21 protein-coding genes are annotated in these 24,787 nt (G+C 57.3%); 14 read left to right on the top strand and 7 right to left on the bottom strand.

Annotated elements, in window-relative coordinates:
* Window positions 1-96 precede the first annotated feature (96 nt).
* A complete protein-coding gene (locus tag ABWO67_RS06820) occupies window positions 97-1,110 on the top strand; it encodes a zinc-dependent alcohol dehydrogenase family protein (RefSeq protein ID WP_353149391.1) in 1,014 nt (337 codons plus the stop codon).
* Between the two features lie 15 nt (window positions 1,111-1,125).
* A complete protein-coding gene (locus ABWO67_RS06815; RefSeq protein ID WP_353149388.1) occupies window positions 1,126-2,112 on the top strand; it encodes a zinc-dependent alcohol dehydrogenase family protein in 987 nt (328 codons plus the stop codon).
* A 15-nt stretch (window positions 2,113-2,127) separates the two neighbouring features.
* On the opposite strand, the gene ABWO67_RS06810 is transcribed toward ABWO67_RS06815, so the two are convergent.
* Together ABWO67_RS06810 and ABWO67_RS06805 are read right to left on the bottom strand one after the other, a co-directional pair.
* The gene (locus ABWO67_RS06810; protein ID WP_353149385.1) at window positions 2,128-2,730 is read right to left on the bottom strand and encodes an NADPH-dependent F420 reductase; all 603 of its coding nucleotides are present in this window, start codon (window positions 2,728-2,730) and stop codon (window positions 2,128-2,130) included.
* A 27-nt stretch (window positions 2,731-2,757) separates the two neighbouring features.
* On the bottom strand, window positions 2,758-3,492 hold the full coding sequence (locus ABWO67_RS06805; protein ID WP_353149382.1) for an SDR family NAD(P)-dependent oxidoreductase: 735 nt from the start codon (window positions 3,490-3,492) through the stop codon (window positions 2,758-2,760).
* A 113-nt stretch (window positions 3,493-3,605) separates the two neighbouring features.
* Here ABWO67_RS06805 and ABWO67_RS06800 point away from each other — a divergent pair, with 113 nt between their 5' ends.
* The 3 genes from ABWO67_RS06800 (at window position 3,606) to ABWO67_RS06790 (ending at window position 12,428) form a co-directional block, all read left to right on the top strand.
* Window positions 3,606-4,550 carry a LysR family transcriptional regulator gene (locus ABWO67_RS06800; RefSeq protein WP_353149380.1) on the top strand — a complete coding sequence of 315 codons (945 nt, stop codon included), beginning with the start codon at window positions 3,606-3,608 and terminating at the stop codon, window positions 4,548-4,550.
* A gap of 16 nt (window positions 4,551-4,566) precedes the next feature.
* Window positions 4,567-5,943 carry a 3-deoxy-D-arabino-heptulosonate 7-phosphate synthase gene (locus ABWO67_RS06795; protein WP_353149377.1) on the top strand — a complete coding sequence of 459 codons (1,377 nt, stop codon included), beginning with the start codon at window positions 4,567-4,569 and terminating at the stop codon, window positions 5,941-5,943.
* 275 nt (window positions 5,944-6,218) lie between these two features.
* The gene (locus tag ABWO67_RS06790) at window positions 6,219-12,428 is read left to right on the top strand and encodes an autotransporter outer membrane beta-barrel domain-containing protein (RefSeq protein WP_353149374.1); all 6,210 of its coding nucleotides are present in this window, start codon (window positions 6,219-6,221) and stop codon (window positions 12,426-12,428) included.
* On the opposite strand, the gene ABWO67_RS06785 is transcribed toward ABWO67_RS06790, so the two are convergent.
* Window positions 12,405-13,112, bottom strand: a complete 708-nt coding sequence (locus ABWO67_RS06785) for a LytR/AlgR family response regulator transcription factor (RefSeq protein ID WP_353149371.1) — start codon at window positions 13,110-13,112, stop codon at window positions 12,405-12,407. The genes ABWO67_RS06790 and ABWO67_RS06785 overlap by 24 nt on opposite strands.
* Window positions 13,113-13,244: 132 nt before the next feature.
* Between ABWO67_RS06785 and ABWO67_RS06780 the strand changes: the two genes are divergently transcribed.
* Window positions 13,245-14,324: a sensor histidine kinase gene (locus ABWO67_RS06780; protein ID WP_353149368.1), complete on the top strand. Its 1,080-nt coding sequence runs from the start codon at window positions 13,245-13,247 to the stop codon at window positions 14,322-14,324.
* Here ABWO67_RS06780 and ABWO67_RS19320 read toward each other — a convergent pair.
* Window positions 14,321-15,112 (bottom strand): AraC family transcriptional regulator, encoded by a 792-nt coding sequence (locus tag ABWO67_RS19320; RefSeq protein ID WP_502929979.1) that lies wholly within the window; start codon window positions 15,110-15,112, stop codon window positions 14,321-14,323. The genes ABWO67_RS06780 and ABWO67_RS19320 overlap by 4 nt on opposite strands.
* A 123-nt stretch (window positions 15,113-15,235) precedes the next feature.
* Between ABWO67_RS19320 and ABWO67_RS06765 the strand changes: the two genes are divergently transcribed.
* The 4 genes from ABWO67_RS06765 to ABWO67_RS06750 all read left to right on the top strand — a co-directional run bounded on the left by ABWO67_RS06765 (window position 15,236) and on the right by ABWO67_RS06750 (window position 18,449).
* On the top strand, window positions 15,236-16,468 hold the full coding sequence (locus ABWO67_RS06765; protein WP_353149365.1) for an MFS transporter: 1,233 nt from the start codon (window positions 15,236-15,238) through the stop codon (window positions 16,466-16,468).
* Between the two features lie 61 nt (window positions 16,469-16,529).
* Complete coding sequence (locus tag ABWO67_RS06760; protein ID WP_353149362.1) at window positions 16,530-16,979, top strand: SRPBCC family protein; 450 nt, start codon at window positions 16,530-16,532, stop codon at window positions 16,977-16,979.
* A 5-nt stretch (window positions 16,980-16,984) separates the two neighbouring features.
* Window positions 16,985-17,533: a YdeI/OmpD-associated family protein gene (locus tag ABWO67_RS06755; protein ID WP_353149359.1), complete on the top strand. Its 549-nt coding sequence runs from the start codon at window positions 16,985-16,987 to the stop codon at window positions 17,531-17,533.
* A 175-nt stretch (window positions 17,534-17,708) separates the two neighbouring features.
* A complete protein-coding gene (locus ABWO67_RS06750) occupies window positions 17,709-18,449 on the top strand; it encodes a dienelactone hydrolase family protein (RefSeq protein WP_353149356.1) in 741 nt (246 codons plus the stop codon).
* A gap of 306 nt (window positions 18,450-18,755) precedes the next feature.
* On the opposite strand, the gene ABWO67_RS06745 is transcribed toward ABWO67_RS06750, so the two are convergent.
* Together ABWO67_RS06745 and ABWO67_RS06740 are read right to left on the bottom strand one after the other, a co-directional pair.
* Window positions 18,756-18,932 (bottom strand): hypothetical protein, encoded by a 177-nt coding sequence (locus tag ABWO67_RS06745; protein WP_353149353.1) that lies wholly within the window; start codon window positions 18,930-18,932, stop codon window positions 18,756-18,758.
* Between the two features lie 251 nt (window positions 18,933-19,183).
* Window positions 19,184-20,473 (bottom strand): MFS transporter, encoded by a 1,290-nt coding sequence (locus ABWO67_RS06740; RefSeq protein ID WP_353149350.1) that lies wholly within the window; start codon window positions 20,471-20,473, stop codon window positions 19,184-19,186.
* A 150-nt stretch (window positions 20,474-20,623) separates the two neighbouring features.
* Here ABWO67_RS06740 and ABWO67_RS06735 point away from each other — a divergent pair, with 150 nt between their 5' ends.
* Entirely contained in the window at window positions 20,624-21,355 is a 732-nt protein-coding gene (locus tag ABWO67_RS06735; RefSeq protein ID WP_353149347.1) for an ArsR/SmtB family transcription factor, read from the top strand.
* A gap of 45 nt (window positions 21,356-21,400) precedes the next feature.
* On the opposite strand, the gene pdxR is transcribed toward ABWO67_RS06735, so the two are convergent.
* Window positions 21,401-22,918 carry a MocR-like pyridoxine biosynthesis transcription factor PdxR gene (gene pdxR / locus ABWO67_RS06730; protein ID WP_353149345.1) on the bottom strand — a complete coding sequence of 506 codons (1,518 nt, stop codon included), beginning with the start codon at window positions 22,916-22,918 and terminating at the stop codon, window positions 21,401-21,403.
* Between the two features lie 91 nt (window positions 22,919-23,009).
* Here pdxR and ABWO67_RS06725 point away from each other — a divergent pair, with 91 nt between their 5' ends.
* The 3 genes from ABWO67_RS06725 to ABWO67_RS06715 all read left to right on the top strand — a co-directional run bounded on the left by ABWO67_RS06725 (window position 23,010) and on the right by ABWO67_RS06715 (window position 24,685).
* Window positions 23,010-23,645, top strand: coding sequence for an FMN-binding negative transcriptional regulator (locus ABWO67_RS06725; protein WP_353149342.1), 636 nt, complete (start codon window positions 23,010-23,012; stop codon window positions 23,643-23,645).
* 7 nt (window positions 23,646-23,652) lie between these two features.
* Window positions 23,653-24,273 carry a LysE family translocator gene (locus ABWO67_RS06720; protein WP_353149339.1) on the top strand — a complete coding sequence of 207 codons (621 nt, stop codon included), beginning with the start codon at window positions 23,653-23,655 and terminating at the stop codon, window positions 24,271-24,273.
* A gap of 70 nt (window positions 24,274-24,343) precedes the next feature.
* Window positions 24,344-24,685, top strand: coding sequence for an antibiotic biosynthesis monooxygenase family protein (locus ABWO67_RS06715; protein ID WP_353149424.1), 342 nt, complete (start codon window positions 24,344-24,346; stop codon window positions 24,683-24,685).
* Window positions 24,686-24,787: the final 102 nt, after the last annotated feature.

The raw sequence follows: 24,787 nt of genomic DNA, 5'->3' as shown, positions 1-24,787 counted from the left end.
TAACTTTCCTCACAGGTGCGAATTAAACTGGTTCAACACTGGAAGAGCGCTATGCGTTCGACCTGCCTTTGATGACATCCGCGAACTGGAGAGAAAATGAAAGCGTGGCTATTGAAAGATTTTGGTTTGAAAAACCTGCACCTTGAAGAGGTGCCCACACCGGTGCCTCAGGCGGGAGAGCTCTTGGTGAAAGTGGGCGCCGTGTCGTTGAATTTTCGCGACAAGGCGATTGTCGATGGGTTCTATGAGCCGCACATAGTGCCGAAACCGTTGATCCCAGTGTCCGACGCCGCAGGCTCCGTCGTAGCCGTAGGGCAGGGGGTCAGCCGTTTTAAAATCGGAGATCGAGTGAACTCGACACTGTATTCACGTTGGATCGATGGGCCTCCCGGACCCAATGAACCAGACTACTGCTTTGGCTCTCCTTTGCCGGGCGGATTGGCTGAATACATGATTATTCACGAAGAAAGTGCGGTCAAAGCCCCTGACATGATGAGCGATGAAGAGGCATCAACCTTACCAATCGCTGCCTTAACTGCTTGGTATTCCCTAATGGATGTCGGCAACCTGCAACCAGGCCAGACCGTACTGGTACAGGGCACGGGCGGAGTCTCTATTTTTGCTGCGCAAATTGCTGTAGCACATGGCGCGCACGTTATCGCGACCTCAAGCAGCGACGAAAACCTGGCCAAGGTCAAGGCACTGGGCGCAAGCGCGGGCATCAACTATAAGACTCATCCGAATTGGGAGCAAAAGGTGTTGGAACTGACCGATGGCAAGGGCGTTGACATTACCATCGATGTCGCCGGTGGCAATGGCTTGAATCAATCCATCCTCGCCACGAAAGCAGCCGGAATCATCACGCAAGTCGGTTTTCTGACTGGCCAGACGTCGGAACTGAATTTGATGCCCTTGATCTTCCGCCAAACGACGATACGCGGCATTGCCGTGGCTCCCCGGTCGTCTTTCGAACGCATGAACCCGTTTCTGGATAAGCATCAGATCAAGCCGGTTATCGATCAGGTGTATGCGTTTGAGGATGCTGTCCAAGCCTATGAGCATTTGTCTAAAGGCGCGTTCGGTAAAATCGTGATCAAGATCGCCGATTGATTGCAGGAGAATGTGATGTCGCGTGTCGTTCGCTTTTATTCGCTGGGTGGACCTGAAGTACTTCGCCTGGAAGAGCGCGAAATACCCAAACCTGGTGCTGGCGAGGTGCTAATCAAAGTCGAGGCGATCGGCCTGAACCGTGCTGACGTCATGTTCCGTACTGGACGCTATTTGGAAAAGGCCACATTTCCTTCACAGATGGGCTTCGAAGGCTCGGGAACCGTGCTTGCCACGGGTCCCGGCGTAGAAAGTTTTCGCGCTGGTGACGCTGTGGGCGTCATGCCCGGTTTCGACCTCAGCAAATATGGCACGTATGCCGATCATGCCGTCATCCCGCAAGCCTATGTGTTGCCGCAGCCGCAAGGCTTGACGAGCGTTCAGGCGGCGGGGCTGTGGATGGCTTACCTGACCGCCTATGGCGGCCTCATTGAAGCCGGCCGCTTAATGGCCGGCGACTGGGTCGTCATTTCGGCCGCCTCCAGTAGTGTGGGTCTAGCTGCGATTCAGATTGCCCGGCAAGCCGGCGCTCGTCCTATCGCCACTACATTAACGAGCGCCAAGCGCGATGCATTAATGGAAGCAGGCGCATATGCCGTTATCGCGACTCAGGAGGAATCGTTGGAGCAACGCCTGCAGGAACTCACCGGCGGGATGCTTAATTGCGCCTTTGATGCCGTCGGTGGCCCGCAAGTGGTCAGCCTGGCCGAGGCCATGGCGCCAAGAGGATGTATTGTCGTCCATGGCGCGTTAAGCCCGGAAGATACTCCATTCCCATTGAAGCTTGCCTTGAAAAAGAGCCTGACATTTCGCGGGTACGTCTATACGGAAGTAACCAAGAATACCGATTGCCTCGCACGCGCTCAGGCGTTCATCGCGCAAGGCATCGCCTCAGGCACGTTGCGACCTTATATCGACAGGACGTTTTCATTGGATAAGGTGATCGATGCCCATCGATACCTGGAGTCCAATCAACAGTTTGGCAAGGTCGTATTGACGACTTGAGCCATTCGGCATCGCTCATGGCGCTTTCTTGAACAGGTCCTGAAAGATCAGAGGCCCCCAGATCTTGTCCCGTGCATGCACAAGCGCGCCACCTTCTTCGAGCTTCCCAAGCTTGACGGGTGCGAAACCGAGCCGTTCGGCGAGGGCCGCCACCGGCGCTACTGCACCGTCATCGTCGCTCGTCAGGAACACGACTCTCCTGCCACCATGTACGGCCGGATCTTGGCCAAGAACGGCAGCGGCCAAATGGTTGAATCCCTTAACCAGTCTCCCACCAGTGAAGGCTTGGGCGACGATCTTGGAAGAGGGCTGTCCCCCCATTTCCTCAGGGGACACCCCGTAGGTATTGGTCACATCGATGATGGTCTTTCCCTTCCAGGTCGGCAGCACCTTCGCGACATTCGGGTGTGACTCGTAACGGACAGCCAGAAAGACGATGTCCGCCTTGACGGCTTCCGCCAGTGTTTTGGGAATGATTTCGGGGCCGATCGCGGCGGCAGCGGATGCAAAGCTTTCGGGGTCGCGAGTGGTAGCAACGGATACGTCGATGCCGCTTCGGGCAAATGCCTTGGCCAGAGCCTGGCCGATCTGGCCGAAGCCAATAATTGCGTAGTTCATATATTCTCCTTGGGTTTACCGCGCGGGTCAGATTTGCGCTAGGCCGCCATCCGCGGCGACCTCGCTGGCGGTCATGAAACTGCTGTCCTGCGACGCGAGAAAGGCGGCCACCGCCCCGATCTCCGCCGGATCGGCCATGCGCTTGAGCGGATTGAGCGAGGCGAAGACCTTCATGCCTTCCTCGCCTATCGCCTCCACCGCGAGTTCGGTCGCCGTCGGCCCGGGCGACAGCACGTTTACCCGAATGCCGGTGCCCTTCAGATCCTCCGCCCAGGACCGTGCGAGGTTGCGCACTGCCGCCTTGCTCGCGCTGTAGGTGCTGAATGCCGGGGCGCCCGTGGTGCCGGCGCTCGATCCCGTCAGGATGATTGAACCGCCCTGGCCCATCAGAGGTAGCGCCTTCTGGACGGTGAAGATCAAACCCTTCACGTTGGTGTCGAAGGTTTCGTCAATGTGTTCGGCGGTGATCTTACCGAGCGGAAGCAGGCTTCCCGCACCGGCATTGGCGAAGACGATGTCGAGGGTTCGGCGCTCGGCCTTCACCGCCGCGTAGAGTCGGTCGAGGTCGGCCTGATCGGAGACCGAGCCCTTCACTGCGCGGGCATTGGGCCCGAGGTCGGCCACAGCGGCGTCGAGCGCTTCCTGCCGGCGGCCGAAGATGAAGACAAAGGCGCCTTCCTCGATGAAGCGCTTTGCTGTTGCACGGCCTATGCCGGTAGCGCCGCCGGTGATTACAGCGGTCTTTCCATGTAGTCTGTTCATAATATGTCGCCGGGTCGGCGTCCTTTGTTGAAACTAGAAATCAGTCTAGACCCCTTGACACATCAAGACAATTGACGAAAAATTGCTTAATTCAATCTATTTTTTAGATGTGTATGCTTGACAATGTCACCATCAACCAACTGCGTGCGTTCGTTGCGGTATGCGATCAGGGAAGCTTTTCGGGTGCGGCGCGGAAACTCAGGCGCGCGCAGTCAGCCATCAGCCACGCGATCAAGGCGCTAGAAAGCGCATTTGATGTCGAGTTGTTCGAGCGAAACACACGGAAGGCGCAGCTGACTGCGGCGGGGCACAGCCTCTTGCCGGACGCGCGGGCGGTGATCTCACGCACGGAAGAGATGAAGAACCGCGCCAGCTCGATCGCCAGAGCCGGGGCGCCACAGGTTTCAGTTGCGATCGATGCCTACTTCCCGCGCGCCCACCTGATCGACTGCTTGCGGACACTGCAAGCGGAGTTCCGCACTGCAGTGATCGACCTGCGAATCACGACCATGCAAGGCGGCGAGAACCTGGTGCTCGAAAGGGTGTGCGCCCTAGCCGTCACGATCGCGAATGTGCCCGAGGTGAATCCGGATGCCATGGAACGCCACTGGCTGTGCGAGGCCGAAATGGTGACGGTATGCGCGCCATCCCACCCACTCGCTGCGACACCGAAACCCATCCCGATGGACGAGTTTGGTAGGCATGTTCAGATCGTCGTTACGGACAATCAGCCCGAAGCGGAAAAGACCCAGCAGGGCGTCGCCGGCAAGCGCCAGTGGCTGGTCAATGATCTTGGCGCCAAGCGTGACCTTCTCAAGGCTGGTCTCGGCTGGGGGCACTTGCCGCGGCACCTCGTTGGCACGGATCTGGCAAGCGGACAGCTCGTCGAACTTGAACGCCGCGCCTGGCATCTCGGTTCGCTCACGTTCATGATCTCTCAACGACGAGGGTATGACCTTTCCCCATGCGAGTCTCGGCTGGTTGAGCTCCTTGGCAAAGCTCAGTGCATCCCAAAGGAAGACGGGCGGAGCGCTGTCTCAGGCCGCATCGAGACCTAGGTGATTAAATATTGTTATGTCCTTGTCGCCATCCTCTCTTTTGCTTGACGAGACGCTACGCGTCGTTGGTCGTCGTTACCGCTTGCCGGCGCTTGCCACTGCGTTCCCTGACGTTTCAAAAGCCAGCCCGTCGACTGCACTCGCCATTGCTATCGAGAAGGCTCGTGTGTCATTGGCTCGCGGTGACGTGCCGGAGACAGCATTGAAGAACTTTTTCATTGAATCGCTTGCCCAGATGATTCATGATGCGATGCGCTCAGAATATGGAGACCCGGCTTTTCAGGCGATGGTGCTTCGGCACGGCGCAGCACAGGTGCGCGAGTACGCGTTGCTGCTAGCGCACGCGGATCAGGAACGTCGTGAGATCCTTGCAGCCGTTAACGCGATCGCTCATCCGGCCAAACAGCAACGAATCCCTCTTGGCCAGCAACGCGAGGCGCTGGCTCAATTGCATGCGTCTGCGTCCTCCGCATACTGGGCTGAGCTCCCCGCCATAGCGCAACGTCTCCTGGCTATGCCGCAGATCGCGGACCATGCGTCACTCGAACGCGGATTGACACGGTTGCTGGACGGTCCTGCATTGGGACATCTGCAGCGTCTGGACGTCTTGGCGTCGGACGATCTCGTGCGTCGGTATCAATCGCTGTGGGATAGGAATGGCCCTCGCTCGGGAAGTGCTACAGCCGTGGCGCAAGGCTCAGCCTCGCAGCAACGCGGCGCCGCCGTCGAGGCCTTGGCCACACAGGCGCTAGAGGCGCTGGCTGAGCGACTCAATAAAGCGGAAGGCGCTGTGGCGCCATATCGCGTCGTGACCTCAATGCGTGTTCCGGCTTCGATACCTGGCAACTCCGAGCGCGCAAAAACTGAGTGGGACGTGGTTCTGCTACGAAAAGCGAAGGGGTTTAATGAAACACCAGTTTGGGATATCTGCTTGTTTGTGGAAGCCAAAGCCTCTGTGGACGCAGCAACCACCGATTTGCCACGACTGCTGCGGGGATTGCGCCTGCTAGCACACGCCGAAGACGGTGTCGTTTATTCGTTTAAGACACAACAAGGGATAGTGAGTCTGCGCGGTGCATCGCTGCGCGCACTAACTACCGACGAGGCTGATCTGGCAAAAATGGTGCTCTATTGCTGTGATGCACCCGCCGAAGAGGCTCTCCGTCTGCTCAGTGCCGCCAGCCGGATGCAGCTTTTGTCCGCGCAGGCTTGCTTGGAGTTCGCTAGCGCCTTGGCGGAGAGGCAAGCTGCAGACGCTCAATCGCTTGAGCCTGTTTGGCAGCAGTTGTTGGAAGCGCCCCAGTGGGGCGCTGTGCTGAACCAGTACCAGATGTTGCACAAAGTGCGTGAACTGATGGTTCATGCCGACGACCTGTTGTTGGCCGCCCGTTAGGCAACAATGGTCTAGTCTTATATGTTCGTCTGATCCGGCGGCATGCCTCACAAAAACTCTGACTCTTTAGCTGAGCCAGACCGGATTTCTGATCAACGTTCAGGCCCATTCCTCGAGATCGTATTTTCGTCGACAAAAATTGCAGCTTCGTCGAAAAACTCAGCAACGCTTTGTCGATAAATGATAAAAACTGGCCATTCTGGTGAAAAAGACAGACTGGCCAAGGGTGTTGCGGGTCCATGCTGTCGCATAAAGGGCTTGAGATGAAAACGACGATGACAGTCATAAGTATATTGATGGTGCAACCGGCCTTGGCGGCGGTTAATTGCCCGGCGGGAAGCTCTTCTACGGCGGTGACGTGTACCGTCACACAAGACCAGGGCGGCTCAGGCATGCAGATTGTTGTTGATTTTATTAACGACACCGACGGCCTGCACGACGGTAATTCGGGCGGCAACTATACCGTCATCAACAGCGCGACGCTTGGCCCCGATACGCCGATCACGGTGCGCCTCAGAGGAGAAGATGGCACGGGTCCAAGTTCGAGCTCCAGTACGGGCAATGGTTACCTGGGAGGCGTGGGTGGCACGATTCACATTACCAACCACAGCGAGGGGCATTTGTCGGCGACCCACGCGCCCACTTCTGGCACAACGGGCAGCGCGCCGGGCATTTGGGATGACACGGGTGCGATGTTTGGCATCTCTGGCGTATCTGTGGGCGGTAAGGGGGGTAATGCAGATGGCGGGATGGACGGGGCGGATGGCGGTCAAGGTGGCGCTGGGGGATTTGTCAGCATCGACAACAGCGGCAGCATTGGCGTGCAAGGAATGCCGTATGGCGGCGTTGGCATCTATGGCGCGTCGATAGGCAAGGACGGAGGCCAACAGGACAGCTCTGTGTTTGGTACAGGCAATCAAAAGGGAGGTGATGGGGGGGGCAGCGGTATCGTCAATATCATCAACCGGGGGACAGTTGACCTGTCTTCCAGCAATGCGGGCAAGTATGCCTGGGGGATTGCTGCTGAATCGATAGGCAGCAATGGTGGCGCATCCACTGGTAAAGGCGGCAGCGCTCACCAGGGTGCAGCTTCGGTCTTCCAAAACAGCGGCACCGTGCAGGTGCTTGCCAATGGTTCGAATCTTGCCCAAGGCGTGCGGGGGCTTTACATGCTGACCCAGGGAGGTAATGGATATTCCTCCAACGATGGCAGCGACAACGGCGGCGATGGGGGCGGGTTCGGCCAGATGCAGATCAGCAATAGCGGGAAAGTGACGGTAATCAGCGATTCCGCTCCTGAACCCGCGAACCTGTCGTCATTGTCCGGCGGCATCGTCATGATAGGCCAGGGTGGCAACGGGGGGGCTGGTTCAACCGACGAGGTGCTCAGCGGCGCACCGGCCGGAAACGGGGGCACGACGCCGAGTTCCCAGAACAATGTCCTGGTCAATATTCAGTTGAACAACGGTTCGTCGATAACGACTCAGGGTGATTATCTGCCAGGCGTCAATCTGGCACTTTGGGGCGGTACTGGCGGCGCCGGCCGGAATGACAGCGACGGGGGTAGCGGCGGTGCGGGAGGCGCAGCTGCCGTGCATATGCGCGACGGCGCCAACATTTCGACCGACGGTGCACAGTCCCACGGTATCGTTGCCCGCAGTTACGGAGGTAGTGGAGGCGGACATAGCAGCAGCGGCGGCATTATCGATTTCACATCGAACGAGGCCGGTGCCGGTGGCAGCGGCGGGGCTATCACTGTGGCCACCGGTAACGCCTCGACAACAGAGGCTGGCGGCGCCATCCTGACCCGAGGCGACAATTCGATTGGCATTCTGGGTCAATCCATGGGCGGTATTGGCGGCAATACGGGATACAGCTTCGATTGGATCTATCAGCCCGGCAACAACGGCGGCAACGGCGGCGCCAGCGGGCTTGTCTCGATAGATAGTCTCTCGGCGATTACAACATACGGCACGTCATCGCACGGTATCGTGGGGCAGTCCATCAGTGGCGGGGGCGGTACAGGCGGTACTGGCGCCGGCATTAGCGCGGTGGGCGGCGACGGCGGTACTGGCGCGGCGGGCGGCGAGGTGCACCTCAAGCAGTCGGGGAACATACTGCAGACGCATGGCTCGGGCGCCTTCGGCATGCTGGGCCAGTCTATCGGCGGCGGTGGCGGCGACGGTGGCGGCGCCAATGGCGTGGCCGTAATCGGCGGTTCGGGCAAAGGCGGCGGCAATGGAGGCAAGGCGACGATAGAGGTCAACGGCTATGGGGTGCGGACCGACGGCGACCATGCCCACGGCCTTATTGCGCAATCCATCGGCGGTGGTGGGGGTTCGGGCGGCGCCGCCTCTGCCTTTAGCGCCGGCGTCGGTTTCTCTATGGCGGTAGCCGTGGGTGGTTCGGGCGATTCCGGTGGCGCCGGCAGCGCGGCAACTGTCAATGTGTCCAACGCTACCATCACCACCAACGCCAAGGGTGCATTGGATGGCGACGCGAACGGCGTGGTCGTGCAATCGATAGGTGGTGGCGGCGGCGCGGGCGGGGACTCGGTGGCCAGGGCGATGACGCTATCGGTACCTGACCCGGAAGCGTCGTTCGGCATGGCAGTCAGCTATGCGCTGGGCGGGACGGCCGGTAACGGTGGTAGCGGGGGCTCGGCCACATCCACGCTGGCTAATGCCTCTGTCATAACATATGGCGACAACTCTCAGGGTATGGTCGTGCAGTCCATCGGCGGTGGCGGGGGTATAGGCGGCAGTGCATCCGCGACTTCCACGGTGATCAGCACGACGGGGGAATCCTTTGGCGGCACGGTGCAGTCATCGCTGGGCGGTTCGGGCGGTAATGGAGGGAGCGGTGGCACGGCCACGCATACTCTGCAAGGTTCCCACATCACCACCTCGGGCCATTACGCCAACGCGATTCTGCTGCAAAGCGTGGGCGGCGGCGGCGGTTCCGGCGGCATCGGGTCGGCTACCGGCAATACTTTCAATACAGACACCTCCTTTTCTTTCACGACGGCGCTGGGCGGTTCGGGCGGCTCGGGCGGCAGCGGCAGCACCGCCAATCTGACGATAGATTCGGGTAGCTCGGTGGCAACAGTAGGCGACGGCGCCCGGGGCGCTATCGTGCAATCCATCGGCGGTGGCGGCGGTGTGTCGCAGGGCGGTCAGGTCGGCTTTGATTTCAGCGGCAGCGCGGGTGGCGGAGCAGGCGCGGAGCCGGAAAGCGTGGATGTCGGCGCCAGCGTGTCGATTGGCCGCAGCGGCCCTGGGGGTGGCAGTGGCGGCACGATTCATGTGAGCAACAAGGGGAACATCACCACTTATGGCGCCGATGCGGACGGTCTGCTGGTGCAAAGCATAGGCGGCGGTGGCGGCGTGGGCGGCGCAGTCGGCGGCGATAGCGACGATGGTGGCGAGCGCCCCGCGCCGCTGGCCGATTCCGGTGTCGAGTACCACCTTAATGCCTATTTGGGGGGGAGCGGCGGCGACGGCGGGAGCGGCGGCAACATCGGCAGCAGCAGCGATGCCGTCGATCTGGGCGGCCATATCAACACCTTTGGCGATTATGCCGATGCGGTCGTGGTGCAATCGATAGGCGGTGGGGGGGGCGTGGGCGGTGCGTCCAGCGCTTCTTCCAGTGTTTCGTCATCGCAGTTGACGCTGGCGACGGGCGGGCGCGGCGGCGCTGGCGGCGTTGGCGGGGACATCACGGCCTTCCTGGACGGCAACGGGGGGAACGGCTTCGGTACTGAGGGGTATGCGGCAATGGGGATCGTGTTGCAATCCATTGGCGGCGGTGGGGGCATGGCGGGGTCAGGCTCGCCGCGTGCGCACGGCACGATCTCTGCGGGAGGCTTTGGCAACCGTGGAGGCAACGGCGGCAAAGTCGTCGTGAGCAGTGGCAGCTTCGCCAATATAGCGACCCATGGCGATAGCGCTTATGGGCTGGTGATCCAGTCCGTCGGGGGCGGAGGTGGTATCGCCGTGGCAGGCAGTACGACGGCGGCGGAGAATACAGGGGCGCTGCAGTTTGATTTACACGCGGGCAGCAACAGCGCCGTAGGCACCATTGTCAGCACAAGCGCGCCTCACTCCTTTGGTGGCGACATCAATGCTTCGACAGATTTATGGATTCAGACCTATGGTCACAGGGCCATGGGCGTCGTTGCACAGTCTATCGGTGGCGGCGGCGGGATCGTGACCACCGGTTCGGCGGACGGCGTTGGTTCGGTCAAACTAGGGGCTAACAATAGCACCGACGATGGCGCTTCGGCGTATGGCGGCAATGTCGCTTTGGAACTGAGTGGCGGCATAACGACACGAGGCGACGGCGCGCATGGCATTGTTGCTCAGTCCATCGGCGGGGGGGGCGGTATCGTCGGCGATACGGCTCAGGCAATACATTTGGATGGCAAGGATGCCTATGCAGCGCCCAGGCCGTCTGGCTCAAGCGGCGCTAACAACACCCGCGGGGGGAATGTCAGCGTCGCTTTCGATGGCAGCTTGCAAACTTTTGGTGCCAATGCACACGGCATCGTGGCGCAGTCCATTGGCGGCGGCGGAGGCCTGGCCGGTAGTTCAGATGGCGGATTTGCGGGGAGTGTGAGCAACCGGGAATACTCTGGGTCGGTGAGTGTTACGCAATCCGGCTCCGTGGTGGCCAACGGCGCTGGCGCTGCCGGCATATTCGCGCAAAGTGACGCCGGCAGCGGCAGGAGTCCGGTCAAAGTGGTCGTCAATGGCGCTGTGCAAGGCGGCTCAGGAACAGGCAGTGGCGTCTGGGTCGCCGATGGCACGAGTGACAACCATTTAACGATCAATGCGGGCGGTTCGGTCAGCGCGCTCTCGAACGTGGCCGTACGCTATGACAGCGAGGATCGGTTAGTGAGTTCCCACTTGATTGTCGACAATTACGGCACGCTTAAAGGGAATCTTGTTTGCTCGGCCTCTGACGGTGGCAAGGCCTGCACACTCAACAACAAAGAAGGCGGTGTGGCCATCGATGCCGTGGTCTACAAGGCTGACGTCAACAACGCTGGCCTGCTTATCAGCGGTCATCCGGGCGGCTTTCAGCTCTTGGACGTTGCCGGCGACTTCAACCAATCCAGCAGCGGCGTGCTGCGCGCAGACGTGGATTTCGACAAGATGAAGTCTGCGCACATGATCGTGCAAGGTGACGCCAGCCTGGCAGGATGGGTCGACGTCCTGCCCCATGCCTTGTTGCCTGATCGTGAACTGACTGTCCTCACCGTGAATGGCGGGTTGCAGGGTAAGGTGCAGGCCGTGGATAGCCCCATTTTTGACTATGAAGCCAGGCAGGCGGGTTCGCAGACTATGCTCCGTGTTGCGTCAGCCGACTTCAACGCGGCTACCATGGGTCTGGGCGAGAACCAGAGTCAGATCGCAAACCATCTGCAAAGAGCTTGGGATCACGGAGGCAATTCCGCGCTGGCGCCTTTGTTCGGGCAACTGGACTTGGCCGCACGGCAGGGCGCCGGCGCCTATCGCGAGAGCGTGGCAGACCTGTCGCCTGGCATCGGTTCTGCACCTGCGGTGCAATCAGCTGCGAATCTAGGGCAGTTCACTAACACTATGCTGTCTTGCCCCGCCTTTACGGGTGTAGATGCGATGACTGGTGAGCGTAATTGTTTTTGGGGGCTGGCAGGCGGCCGTTGGACACAACAAGAGGACAGCCAGGGTAGTTCGGGCTTTGACTATGACACCTACACGTACCAGTTTGGCGGACAACGCGAAATCCGTCCTGGCTGGTTCCTTGGCGGGTCGGTCGCATACGAAAACAGCCGAGTGCGTGGCACGGATGGTCGGGTGCGGGGCGATGGCGATAGCGGCTATGTCGGCGTGGTGCTGAAGCGGCAAACGGGCCCCTGGGTGTTTTCGGCCGCGCTAGGCGGCGGCTACGGGTCCTACAGCATGGATCGCAACATTGGCATTGCGGGCTACCAGGACACCCTGGACAGCCGGCCCGACGTGTATGGTTTCAATGCTCGCTTGCGTGCAGCGCGCACTTTCGCCTACGACAATTTCTACGTCAAGCCCTACGTGGATTTGGATGCCAGCTATACCCGCATGCCAGCGTACCAGGAGTCGGGTTCCAATCCGCTGGCACTTTCAGTCGATGGCAGCGACCAGTTCATCGTGGGCCTATCGCCGATGATCGAATTTGGCGGCCGCACGCAACTGAAGAACGGCGCGACGCTACGTCCTTACATGTACGCGGGCGTGTCTTTGCTGTCTGAGAATGATTGGGTATCTAGTGCCCGACTGCGTGGCGCCCCGGCGAATACGGCTTCCTTCAATACCTCGCTGCCTTTCGATGATGTTATTGGCAAGGTGGGGGCCGGCCTTGAGTTAACGCATAAGGCGGGAGTGGATTTCCGCCTGCAATATGACGGTCAATTCTCCGAGCATATCCGTAGCCACAGTGTGACGTTAAAGGCGGTAGTTCCATTCTGAACTTGTGCGCGACACCATGGCGCGTCGCAGACGTTGTGTGGCGGCGCGCCCTAGTGCCAGCGGTGCGACCCCGGTGGTGAATTCCACCTGCGTATGGGGGCCGGGTCGATCCGTCACATGTGAAATGTGGTCGAGATTGACGATCAGGGACCGGGACAGAAAACAAAAAGGGGGCGAAGGCAGTTGCGCCGCCAGACGCTTAAGGGGCATATGAATAAGTTCGTTTTCGTGATTGGTGCTGCAAAGAAGAACGTAATCTCCTTGCGCTTGCACATGTGTCAGGTTCTGGACCTTGATGAAGTTCTTGCCTGTTTTTGTGCGCATCGTCAGGCTGGCATGAGGCCGCAACCGGGCCAGCGTTTGGGCAAGCCGTTCGGGACTGACAGGCTTGAGCAGGTAGTCGACAGCCTGGACATCGAAGGCAAGGGTAGCGTAGCCATTGTGTGCCGTAACGAAAACCACAGCAGGCATCGGGTCCAGGCCGGTCAGCAAGTCGAATCCCGTACCACTGGTCAGCGCGATATCCAGGAACAGCGCGTCGGGCTGGTCTTCGCGGATAAACCTGCGAGCCTGCTCGATGGTGGCAGCTTCGCCGGTGACATGCACGCTGGCTGTGGCTTCCAGCAAACGTCGTAGATAACGCCGAGCAGGCGCTTCATCGTCAACGATTAGTGCACGCAGCATTTTCTTTCCTTGGAAGCACGGGCGGATGGCATGTGTTTTTTTTCCTGGATAAGGCTACTTAGAATATAGGATTTATCCGTTTGGCGGTATACCTTTAGCCTATTGCAAGCAAGAATTTACAGGGTGGTAAATATGATCGTGACAACCATCAGCCAGGAAATTAGCCAAGGGGAATCCTCGGCGGGCTTCTGGCGGGCCCAGGTAGTGGGCTGGTTTTTTCTTGCTCTTATTGGCTTTAGCAGCAGGGCGGCGGTATTCGGTAATCCAGAGGCCGCCTTCTGGCTTACCCTGAGCGTAGAGCCGCTGGCCTTTGCCTTGACCAGTACTGCAGCAGTATTTCTTATGCGCCGTCCACCCAAGCCACGTGCGCCCATTCTGGTGCTTTCCTGCGCGGTATTGTTATGTGCCGCTGCGGCAGCCTTGTTGGCCACCATTGCTTATGCCATTCATCTTCTTTTGGTGCCCGGAATACTGCCGTTCGTCCCGGAGAACCAGTTCAGGCTAGGCTTCATCTACTACATGGGGATGCTGTCAATCTGGACCCTGATCTACTTTGGCGTGTCTGCCGAACTGGCAGCACGGACCGAGCGTTTTTTTAAAGTAAAGGCCGAAACGCGAGCGCTGCGGCTGGAGCTCGAGCATCTGCAGTTGCAGGTAGAACCACATTTTCTGTTCAATTCCCTTAATACCATCGTGGCCGAGATCACCGAGCGGCCTGCAATCGCAGAAGAGATGACACGCCGCCTGGCCGGCTATCTGCGCTATTCCCTGGACCGGCGCGGCCGAGGCCTGTGCCGTATGGAAGAGGAGATCGAGGCGGCCCAGGCTTACATAGCCATATTGGCCCTGCGTTTTGATAAACGACTCGAATGCCATTGCAAGATTGACCCTGCCACGCTGAACATTGAGATCCCTCACATGACACTGCAAGGCTTGGTAGAGAACGCGATTAAACATGGGATGCGTGCTGAACATGATTCCTTCGTGATCAATATTCGTGCACGGCTTGTAGAGGATCAAGTGATTATCGAGGTGGATAATCCCGGTCAATTGCAGGCGCCTTTTGATTTGGCCCAAGGGGGCGGAGGACTGGGCAACCTTTGCCGCAGACTGGCATTAAGGTATGACGACAGATACGAGTTCTCGCTGGATCAGCAAGATGAACGCATCGTGGCCACAATCAAGCTGCGTGGTGATCCGGCGTCGATTTAACGCTGTTGCGACGCCGCACTATAAAAAACCGACGGCGATACACCAAAATGGCTCTTAAACATTGCGCTAAAAGCACTTTGGCTGGCGTAGCCGCAATCGAAAGCCACATCGATTATTTTTTCGCCATTGGCGATTTGTCTAAGGGCAAAAAGTAGTCTTGCTTGCTGGCGCCATTGAGAAAAAGTCATTCCGGTTTCTTTCAAAAACAAGCGATGTATTGTTTTTGCTGTCACGCCCAGCTTCTGAGCCCACTGGCCCGCAGTTGCGGAATCGGCGGGCTGATCAATCAGGGAGCTACAAATAAAACTAAGGCGCGAATCTGTGGGTATCGGAAGGTGCAGCGGCAAAATATCAGATGTCTGCAATTCGTCGACGATGAGGCGCATTAATCTGCCATGTCTGCTGTTGTCGGTGTAGTCCAATGGTACGCGCACCGCCGCCACGATAAGCTCGCGCAGCAACGCGGAGATATTCATGACGCAGACTTTTTCGGGCAATACCCCTAGCGCAATCGCATCGATGTAGACGGTGCGCATTTTCACATCACCCGACATCGTCACGTTATGTTCAAGACCCGCAGCAATCCAAAGCGCCCGGTTTGGCGGAACCACCCACGAACCGGCAGCCAGCTGGACCACCATGACACCCTGTATCGCATACAGCAATTGCCCGCGTGGGTGAGAGTGCCAGCCTGTGGACGTTCCACTTGGCCAGTTCGCCTCCATCGCAGCCATAGGTCGATTTGTATCGTGAAACTCCCTATACCTGCCAGTGCGAACCCAATTCATGCTTCATATGTCCCAAATTCAACAAATAATGTCATCCTATAGCGATACAACCTTCCTGGGAAGTCCTAAGCTATCGATTCATAAAAAGATCAATCCTCTACTATTAAGTTAAGCAATTTATTTATGGCGAATATCGCGAGCGAGCTTCAAACGGCTCCATCAGTATCTTCAACAGCCACGTCGACGGGGCCTCAAAAGTTTGTCTTGCCGGTAGTCAGCGGCGTCGCGTTTGCGCATCTGCTCAATGACCTGATTCAGGCCGTGTTGCCGTCGGTATATCCCATTCTTAAGTCGGAGTTTTCGCTTAACTTCACACAAATTGGCTGGATCTCGCTGATCTACCAGATCACCGCCTCGTTGCTTCAACCGTGGATCGGGCTTTACACAGACAAGCGGCCCAAGCCTTATCTGCTGCCTATGGGGATGGTGATCACGTTTGTTGGTGTTGGTTTGTTGTCTATTTCCAATAGTTATCCGATGCTGCTTTTTTCCGCAGCACTTGTCGGTGTGGGATCCGCCACATTCCATCCCGAAGCATCGCGCATTGCGCGGCTGGCCTCTGGCGGTCGCTTCGGTACGGCGCAATCATTATTTCAAGTGGGTGGTAACACGGGATCGGCAATTGGTCCGCTGATGGTCGCAGTCATCGTAATTCCTTGGGGGCAAGGCGCCATCGGATGGTTCATGCTGGTTGCTGCGCTGGCAATTTGGGTGCTGCTGAAAATAACGAACTGGAGAATCCATCACGCCCCGACGCGCGTCGTTGCGGCAGGGAAGCATGTTCACCTTGCGCTTAATCGCAGACAGGTAATGCGAGCTCTCGTGGTCATTGGTATTTTGATGTTTGCCAAGTTTGTGTACATTGCCGCGTTCACGAACTATTTCACGTTCTATCTGATTCAGCGCTTTGACTTGTCCGTCCAGCAATCGCAGCTTTATCTGTTCGCCTTCCTTGGGGCAGTAGCCATGGGCACCTTCGCTGGCGGGCCTATAGGAGATCGAGTAGGGCGCAAGACGGTAATCTGGATATCTTTTCTGGGTGCTGCGCCGTTCGCGTTGATGTTGCCCCACGCCAATCTAGCCTGGACTGCCGCGCTCGCGATCACCATCGGCCTGATCATGTCCTCGGCATTTGCTGCGCTTGTCGTCTATGCGCAAGAGGCCGTCCCTGGACGCATAGGCATGATTACCGGCGTCATGTTCGGTCTTATGTTTGGCATCAGCGGGATAGCTGCTGCGGGGCTTGGCAATCTTGCTGACAGCCGTGGCATCGTTTGGGTATACCACTTGTGTGCATTCATGCCGCTGCTGGGTCTTGCGACAGCATTCTTGCCAGGTCGAAAATTTCAGTGTTAAAAAAGAGCTTGCTGTAGATCGTAGGAGAACATTCGATTTTCTACTGAAAGGCGAACACACCATGACCACTGGAACTGTCCATCTCCACCGCGTCTTACGCGCAACCCCCGAGCGCGTCTATCGCGCTTTCCTGGAAGCCGATGCATTAGCGAAGTGGCTTCCACCCTATGGCTACACTTGCCAGGTTCACCAGATAGACGCCCAAGTGGGCGGCGCTTACAAGATGTCCTTCCGTAACTTCGGCACGGGAAACAGTCACTCGTTTGGCGGCGAGTACCTTGACCTGGTACCGTTCGAAAAGATTCGCTACTCGGATCGGTTCGACGATCCCAACCTGCCTGGCCAGATGTCCACCACCATTTCATTGCGGCAGGTTTCCTGCGGAGTCGATCTCACCATCGTGCAGGAAGGGGTGCCCGAAGCTATTCCTGTAGAAATGTGCTATTTGGGCTGGCAGGAGTCTCTTGCGCAACTGGCGAAACTGGTAGAGCCCGAGATTCCTGAGGGCTAGTTGCGATGGCAAAGACAGGGGTGTCTACATTCAAGACAACATTGCTTTGTCCGGCGAAGCCTGGCAACGACGGCGCATGGGCATTTCTTGTATTGCCAAAAGCCGCCAGTGACACCTTGCCCAGGCGTGGCAGGACGTCGGTAGAGGGAACCATTAATGGGCACCCTTTTCAAGCCACGCTTGAACCAGATGGCCAGCTTAGTCACTGGCTTAAGGTAAGTAAGGAGCTTCAAGAGGCAGCCGCTGCTTTGGTTGGAGACGTGGTTGAAGTTCAAGTTTCTCCGGCTGACCCAGAACCGGAACCACCGTTACCCAATGACCTGCAAGAAGCGCTTGCGACGTCTCCCGCAGCCAGGGCTACCTGGGAAGACACGACGACCATCGCACGCGTTGACTGGATTCACTGGATAGAGTCTGCAAAGCAGGCCAAGACTCGAAAAAGCCGGGTCGATAATGCCTGCGAGATGCTTGCGTCCGGTAAAAAGCGAGTCTGCTGCTTCGATCAATCGGGTTACTACAGCAAGAGCCTGAGCGCGCCTAAGACGAAAGCGTAGCGGGGTCGCATCTGCCATCGGGCGCACTCCGTTTTGTTTCGGCTTAATATCCGCTCTTCAGATAAGCGAGGGACGATGCGGGTGGATTTCTGCCTGTGATGAACGGCAAGTATCGTCCTGGAGCTGTCGTTGACGCGAAAGAGCGCGTCCTGATCAAGAATAACAAGGGAAATTTATGACCCATGAACAAGTAGCTATCCGAACTCGCGACGGGGAATGCCATGCGCATATCATGTCGCCTGGTGGCAGGGGGCCTTGGCCAGCGACGATCTTCTACGCGGATGCTGGTGGAATTCGACCAGCGATAGTCGAAATGGCGCAGCGACTTGCAGACGTAGGCTACATAGTGCTATTGCCGGACCTTTTCTATCGTTATGGCCCCTACGGACCGTTGGTGCCAAAGGAGGTTTTCAAAGGTGACGTAGGGGCGATACTAGGCCCGCTCATGGCTACGACCGGTAACGTTAAGGCGGCAGAGGATACCGAGGGGTTCCTCGCTTATCTCGACACACGCACAGATGTTGCTGGCGATAAGGTCGGCGCGGTAGGTTTTTGTATGGGTGGGGGTATGGCAATTACCTCGGCAGCCACTCATTCGGATCATTTCGCGGCGGTTGCCAGCTTCCACGGTGGAAATCTCGCTAACGACGCGCCGAGCAGTCCGCACCTCTTAGCGCCAAAGTTGAAAGCCGAGCTCTATGTGGCTGGTGCAGACAATGATGAAAGCTACCCACTGGCAATGGCTGAGCGGCTTGAAGCAGCGTTAACTGAAGCCGGCGTGCGTCACTTAGCCGAAATCTATCCCGGTGCCGCGCATGGCTGGATGATGCCGGATTTCCCTGTCTATGATCAGGTGTCGGCCGAGCGCGGCTGGGACTCAATGCTTGCGCTGTTCAACCGTAATTTACGAGGATGACGCGATGGTTTTAGAGGCCAGCCGCCGACTTTGAATATGTGCTTTGGGGCAATTAGTGGCGGAAATCGGCCAGAAATGGACAGTCATTACTGTTGATCTATAGTCATGCAACATAGGGAATGTCGTGATCTCTGTCCGGTCAATTAAAGCTAACGAGTGGTGTGCAAATACCGAGATCTACGCCTGCGCGTACTGCGTGGCTCACCAAACCTCCGGAACAGCGAGGCGGTGGTGCTCCATGGCTTACTCTCCATATTCACTTCGTTGATCGCTGTGTTTTAGCCAGCATCGTCAACAGCACAAACACTAAGATGGCCGCCCCAGGTTATAGAGCATTCCCGCCACAAAGGCTGACGCGTATTCGCCAGCTTGCGCGGTCGTATCGTGGCCAACGATGAGTACTGCGCTGAACAGGATGTGCATGCGCCCTGCAGCGGCGTGCGTAAGCTGATGGTTGACGGCAATGCCGAATCGTTTGAGCATACCTCGCTGACGATCGACGAAGACAGGCATCTGCGGCTGGTGGTCTACGCAAGACAGCAGGACGGTGCTGCCCCATTTTCTTGATCGCTGTCCATAAAGTGGAATCCGACCAAATCTATTCCCATTGCCCATGTCGAGACAACTGCGCGTCACCAGCGTGGCGTGGCTTTGCGCTCCAGATACATTCGTCCAGGGGATGCGGTTTTTACGTAACGCCTAAGCTCGCACAGATCAATTGTTAGTGTGGCTTGCTATGCGGTGTCAGCCGCACGAGCAGTCATATGAGGCCTCCGGTAAGCCAGATACGCTGCTGCGGCCAGAATCTGTATACCAATGGCTGTTGCAAAGAACAGGCTTTGCATAGCACCTGGCCCGCCGTAGACATCACTTTGTAGCAGACCAAAAAATGCGGGCGCAAAAGCATAGGTTCCTTGCCCAATTGCCACAATCAAGGCCACAACTCTGGCCACATCTCCAGGGGCAAAGTCCGATTGCGCAACCAGTGGCGGGATAGAGGTGGCATTGCCAATACCTGAACCAAACAGCATCACGCCCAGGGTAATGAGCCATATACTGTCTCCGCCAGAGAGTAGCAACGTCGTTGAACCAAGAGCTTGAATCAAATAACCGACAGCGGCAACGCTGCGTCGGTTTCCAAAGCGTTGAACTGCCCGCGCCGCTATGGAGCGGCCGCCAATAGCACAGGCGGTTCCCAGCCCCATGAGCCATCCCATCTGCTGAGCGCCAACAGCAGGGGAGAAGAGGTTAAAGAGATGAGCCAGCAAACCGATCTGTGCAAAGAGGCCGATTGCCATACCTGCCGACAAGGTAATGAAGGCCCAATTGCGCCAAAGCGCGGCGCCAGGTAGCGATTCGCTGCGATTTCGCTCAAGACGCTGACTTATCGTTGTGTTTGAATCGTCGCCATCGAGCGGCTGCCCGATACTTTCTGGGGTTTTAGTGAAGATATAGCAGGCCAGCAGCAGCACGACAACAATTACAATCACGCCCACGAAACTTGCTGCGCCAGTGAAACCCATCCAGGCTATCAATGCCACCCACAATGGCGAGAAAATCACACCACCGACGCTAGCTCCGTTATACGCTTTGCTTAAAGCCGTAGGACGGTTCTTGTCGTACCAGACAGCAACTATCGTGTTGACCGCAACGGCTCCCATCGTTACCCATCCAGATCCAGTGAGCATGGCCGCCAAAAATAACTGCCACGGCTCTTGGGCAGTTGCCCAGCCGACGACGCCGACAGCAGTCAGTATGGCGCCGCCTACCGTGGTTGCAGGTAAGCCGGCCCTTGCATAAAGGCGCGGCAGATTTGCAATCACCAACGCACCGACAAGAAAGTGCAAGGTCACGGCCAGTGAAATAAGGCTCAACGACCAGTTCGTTCGCTGTGCCACCTCTGCCAGGTAAATCGGTGGGCCATAGAACCCAACCCCCCAACCCAGGATAGCCAAGATAAACGCGGCACGTACAACCCAAATGCCAAAAAACTTCGGCGCTTGGTTGATCTGAGGAGGGTTCATGTAGATCGTCCTTGAATCCGAAAAGAGTCGGCTTCTGTTAAGAGGTAATGAGCTACATTGTGGCTATGCTGGGTGGCGGATGCTACGGCGCAGGCCGTACTATTGCGCTGCATACGGTTGTTAGAATTGGAGCCTATTCCAGGAGTCATCATGGTTAGCATATCTGCCATTGCCCAAACCGCATCATTGATGGGCGATCTTGCCCGCGCCAGCATGCTTATTGCGTTGATGGATGGGCGTGCGCTGACCGCCACGGAGTTGGCACGTATCGCTAGCATTGCGCCTCAAACTGCCAGCGGCCACCTTGGACGGCTGGTTGATGCAGGCTTGGTCGTCAGAGAGAGTCAAGGGCGACATCGCTACCATCGCTTGGCCTCCCCGGCGGTCGCCCACATGATTGAGAGCATCATGGCGCTAACGACTGATCAGGATACGCCGCATGCACCGTTGCGCTCTGCTGTGCCGGTCACCGGCCCGCGCGACAAGGCACTACGTTACGCCCGCACTTGTTACGACCACCTGGCAGGCCAGTTGGCAGTGGAAATGACTGACAGCTTGATCAAGTCCGGTCGAATCGAGTTATCGAGTGAAGGAGGCGCATTGACGGATGAGGGTGATCGGTTTCTGCGGTCGCTGGGTGTGGATTTGGATGCTGCTCGCCATCGCGCATCGAGTCGAGGAACAAGGCGAGTGTTCTGCCGACCTTGCCTGGACTGGAGCGAGAGGCGGCTTCATATTGGTGGCGCGCTGGGGGCTGCAATATGTCAATGTTATCTGGATAACGGTTGGATTCGGCGTGCTGCGGAAAGTCGTGCTGTAAGCGTGACGCCTCATGGCCAGCAAGCCATTCGGGAGCTTTTCCCTCATGACGGTCCGTATTGAAAGGAAGAAGCGGGGCGCTTTCGGTGCCTGTCAGGTCACAAGCTTTCACAACGTCGTCTGCGTGAGCGGCTCAATCTGATTCATCGACCTAATGATTGCAGCAAGGATGCGCATAGCTGCCTCCATCTGTGCGTTACTAAAGCCACCTAAACCCAGAACCAGCCCTGCGCGGCCATTGCCTGCCGAATACATTGGCGACACGGCACGCACAGCAACCCCAGCGTCGATTGCACTTGACGCGAGCTGAATGTCATCTATGCCGCATCCTAGCCAGAGCACCAGATGCATGCCCTGATCGCTGGGTTGCAGCCATCCAAGCTCCTTGGGAATCCATCTGTTGAGCAAGCCTATCAAATAGCTTCTCCGGTCAGCGTACACACTTCGAATGCGTCGGATATGCCGATCCAAATGGCCTTCGTTAATGAAAGCGGCGAGAACGTGTTGGTCGGCGGTAGGGGTGTGTCTATCCATCAGTAAACGCGCACCGCAGAAGGCGGGCACCAAAGCGTCGGGAACGATTGCATAGCCAAGGCGTAACGATGGAAACAGGATCTTGCTGAAGGTCCCAAGATAGACCACGCGATCTGGCGCAAGTCCTTGTAGTGAAGGAAATGGATGGCCGGCGTAACGCAGTTCGCTGTCGTAGTCGTCTTCAACGATCCAGGCGTCACTCTTGCGCGCCCAGGCCAGCAGTGCGTCCCTACGTCCCATACTCATCGCCATTCCTAGCGGATACTGATGCGAAGGCGTGACAAATACGGCACGCGCATCCTTTGCCAACGCCATACCTGCATCAACGTCGATGCCGGCATCGTCAACTGGAACGCGCACCATCCGCTCTGGATAACCTGTGCTTTCCAGGATTTTCGTGATACCCCAATAGGCAGGGTCTTCGACCCATACCTTGTCGGTCGCGCCTATGAGCACTTGGCAAGCAATGTACAGCCCTTGCTGGGTTCCAGTCGTAATGATGACTTGTTCAGCACGGCACTGCACCGAACGTGACCTGCGCACATACTCCGCCACAGCTTCCCGGAGGGCCTTGATGCCTTGTGGATCATCATAGCCTGAGGGAGCGCCTGGTCCTCGAGCGCGGATGCGATTGCCAAGCCGTCTCCACGTTTCATCGGGCGCCGCAGCCCCAATGGGAACGGACACGGCAAAGGGTACCGGTGGGTGCGTCTTGAATTGCTCTGCAACTTTAGCAAAGGGGGCTGCAGATGTTGGAAGTGAAATGGACGTGGCGTTTATCGCCTTTTTTTGCGACCCACTACCCGGTGGCCGCGATCTGGCTAATGCTAAAGCCACCCGTGTGCCCGCCCTGGGCCGTGAGTCGAGAAACCCCTCGGCGATTAGTTGCTCGTATGCCTCCAGGACCGTGCCGCGTGCGATGCCGAGTGAACTGGCTAGCTGCCGGCTTGAAGGTAGAAGGTCGCCGGCTTTCAAGCTGCCGGCACGTATCGCGTCGCGCAATGCTTGTGTCAGTTGGCGGCCAAGATGCCCTTTAGTACGGTCCAATCCGCTAATGGGCGGTAACTCCACGGCTTGGGGGCGTCTTGGCATGGAATTCTGGCCTAGTTAAATTGATCAATTGTGGATCTATATAGTAATCCAGAAAATAACGATAATGAAGCACAAGACTAGGAGAACTGATATGTATATACCCGCCCATTTCGATGAGCCTCGCACTGAGGTGCTGCATGACCTAGTCAGGCAATATCCTTTTGGAATGCTGGTCACGCATGGCGCAAGTGGACTGGATGCCAACCATATCCCTTTTGAACTCGATCCTCAACAGGGTGAGATGGGTATGCTGACTGCCCATGTGGCGCGGGCCAACCCAGTATGGCAGGATGTAGCTAACGGTGATGACGTGATGGTAGTCTTCCGTGTCGCCGACGCCTATGTTTCGCCTAACTGGTATCCATCCAAGCACGAATTCCACAAACAGGTGCCTACCTGGAATTACATGGTGGTCCATGCCTATGGACGCATCACCATCCGTGATGACGAACGCTTCGTGCGTGGTATGGTTGCCCGACTGACTCGAACCCACGAAGCATCTCAGCCGACGCCATGGAAGATGACGGATAGCCCCACGGAATTCATTGACACAATGCTCAAGGCGATCGTGGGACTGGAGGTTGAAATCACGCGCCTTGTAGGCAAGTTAAAACTGAGCCAGAACAAGGATGTTGACGACATACGTGGCGCTGGCAATGCACTGAAGACCAAAGGTGATGGTGTGATTGGCGACGCCATGCTGGCCTGTGCTGACACTAAGTCATGAGCGATACATGTTTCCATCCATAACTTTCTTACTCACCGCTACGCTACTGGCCATTACTCCGGGACCAGGCATTGCCTATGTTGTTGCTCGTACCGTTGCCGGCGGAAAGACCGAGGGGATCGCATCCTGCATCGGTACGGCCGTCGGCGGCATGGTGCATGTCTTGGCAGCCACGCTCGGATTATCGCTACTGTTTGCCCAGTCAGCGCTTGCCTACTCAATCGTGAAATATCTTGGGGCCGCTTACCTGATTTACCTCGGCATCAAGATACTGGCGTCACGGGCTCAGTCTACGGAGTTGCCGGCGATTCAACGAGCCGGAGCGGGCAAGGCGCTTAGGGATGGGATTATTGTCGAAGCGTTAAATGTCAAGACAGCGATGTTTTTCCTTGCCTTCATTCCGCAATTCATCTCGACCCAGCATGCCGTGGTGCCACAGTTTATCGTGCTCGGAACTATCTGCGTCGCACTTAACACAGCCGTAGACTTGTTGGCAGTCGTTGCTGCAAGCCGCTTCGTCGCCTCGGGCACAGCCAGAGCTGCGCGAGAACGGTTGCTGTCAAGAATATCCGGAGGCACCATGCTTTCCCTCGGGATGATTGTCGCCATTGCCAAGCGAGAAAATTGAAACCCAAGGGTTGTTCAGCGTATGGCCGTATTCCTATTTCCTGAAAAACATCATGGCAAACACAAAATCTATCTACTCCTCGACGTTCATTTTTGCCAAAGGCACGTTCGACGACGAGTTTTATAAGCTGGACGAAGAAATTGCAGCACTAGCTAAGTCTATCCCCGGTTACATTGGGGAGGAGACGTGGGAAAATCCGAGCAGTGGACTGGTCTCGAACGTCTACTACTGGGATTCTATGGAGGCCTTACAGCTACTGGTTGCACACCCGAAACACCGGGAGGCAAAGGAAAAGCAATCCAAGTGGCTTGCCGGCTATCAGGTCGTCATTTCACAGGTCTTACGCATGTACGGTGATTCGAAGCTTGCAGAACAGCTTCCCAAACTTGTTCTTACTCAGAACGTACTCTAAATCAGCGTTCCAGTGGACTGCTTCGTCGCAGACTTGAATACGTGTCCGCTTTGGGGTGGGGCATTGGCGATAGGCTGCTTGCGGCCATGTGCCGCCGCTATA

Origin of the sequence: Pollutimonas bauzanensis (assembly GCF_040393045.1) — a bacterium.
Classification (GTDB): Bacteria; Pseudomonadota; Gammaproteobacteria; order Burkholderiales; family Burkholderiaceae_B; genus Pollutimonas; species Pollutimonas bauzanensis_A.
Note: the sequence above shows the minus strand (reverse complement) of the source record. Positions and strands in the feature narration are given on the sequence as shown.

Excerpts from the sequence above, each read along its gene's own strand:
- ABWO67_RS06820 (WP_353149391.1), top strand. The coding sequence starts at position 97 with ATGAAAGCGTGGCTATTGAAAGATTTTGGTTTGAAAAACCTGCACCTT.
- ABWO67_RS06815 (WP_353149388.1), top strand. The coding sequence starts at position 1,126 with ATGTCGCGTGTCGTTCGCTTTTATTCGCTGGGTGGACCTGAAGTACTT.
- ABWO67_RS06810 (WP_353149385.1), bottom strand. The coding sequence starts at position 2,730 with ATGAACTACGCAATTATTGGCTTCGGCCAGATCGGCCAGGCTCTGGCC.
- ABWO67_RS06805 (WP_353149382.1), bottom strand. The coding sequence starts at position 3,492 with ATGAACAGACTACATGGAAAGACCGCTGTAATCACCGGCGGCGCTACC.
- ABWO67_RS06800 (WP_353149380.1), top strand. The coding sequence starts at position 3,606 with ATGCTTGACAATGTCACCATCAACCAACTGCGTGCGTTCGTTGCGGTA.
- ABWO67_RS06795 (WP_353149377.1), top strand. The coding sequence starts at position 4,567 with ATGTCCTTGTCGCCATCCTCTCTTTTGCTTGACGAGACGCTACGCGTC.
- ABWO67_RS06790 (WP_353149374.1), top strand. The coding sequence starts at position 6,219 with ATGACAGTCATAAGTATATTGATGGTGCAACCGGCCTTGGCGGCGGTT.
- ABWO67_RS06785 (WP_353149371.1), bottom strand. The coding sequence starts at position 13,112 with ATGCTGCGTGCACTAATCGTTGACGATGAAGCGCCTGCTCGGCGTTAT.
- ABWO67_RS06780 (WP_353149368.1), top strand. The coding sequence starts at position 13,245 with ATGATCGTGACAACCATCAGCCAGGAAATTAGCCAAGGGGAATCCTCG.
- ABWO67_RS19320 (WP_502929979.1), bottom strand. The coding sequence starts at position 15,112 with ATGAATTGGGTTCGCACTGGCAGGTATAGGGAGTTTCACGATACAAAT.
- ABWO67_RS06765 (WP_353149365.1), top strand. The coding sequence starts at position 15,236 with ATGGCGAATATCGCGAGCGAGCTTCAAACGGCTCCATCAGTATCTTCA.
- ABWO67_RS06760 (WP_353149362.1), top strand. The coding sequence starts at position 16,530 with ATGACCACTGGAACTGTCCATCTCCACCGCGTCTTACGCGCAACCCCC.
- ABWO67_RS06755 (WP_353149359.1), top strand. The coding sequence starts at position 16,985 with ATGGCAAAGACAGGGGTGTCTACATTCAAGACAACATTGCTTTGTCCG.
- ABWO67_RS06750 (WP_353149356.1), top strand. The coding sequence starts at position 17,709 with ATGACCCATGAACAAGTAGCTATCCGAACTCGCGACGGGGAATGCCAT.
- ABWO67_RS06745 (WP_353149353.1), bottom strand. The coding sequence starts at position 18,932 with ATGCTCAAACGATTCGGCATTGCCGTCAACCATCAGCTTACGCACGCC.
- ABWO67_RS06740 (WP_353149350.1), bottom strand. The coding sequence starts at position 20,473 with ATGAACCCTCCTCAGATCAACCAAGCGCCGAAGTTTTTTGGCATTTGG.
- ABWO67_RS06735 (WP_353149347.1), top strand. The coding sequence starts at position 20,624 with ATGGTTAGCATATCTGCCATTGCCCAAACCGCATCATTGATGGGCGAT.
- pdxR (WP_353149345.1), bottom strand. The coding sequence starts at position 22,918 with ATGCCAAGACGCCCCCAAGCCGTGGAGTTACCGCCCATTAGCGGATTG.
- ABWO67_RS06725 (WP_353149342.1), top strand. The coding sequence starts at position 23,010 with ATGTATATACCCGCCCATTTCGATGAGCCTCGCACTGAGGTGCTGCAT.
- ABWO67_RS06720 (WP_353149339.1), top strand. The coding sequence starts at position 23,653 with ATGTTTCCATCCATAACTTTCTTACTCACCGCTACGCTACTGGCCATT.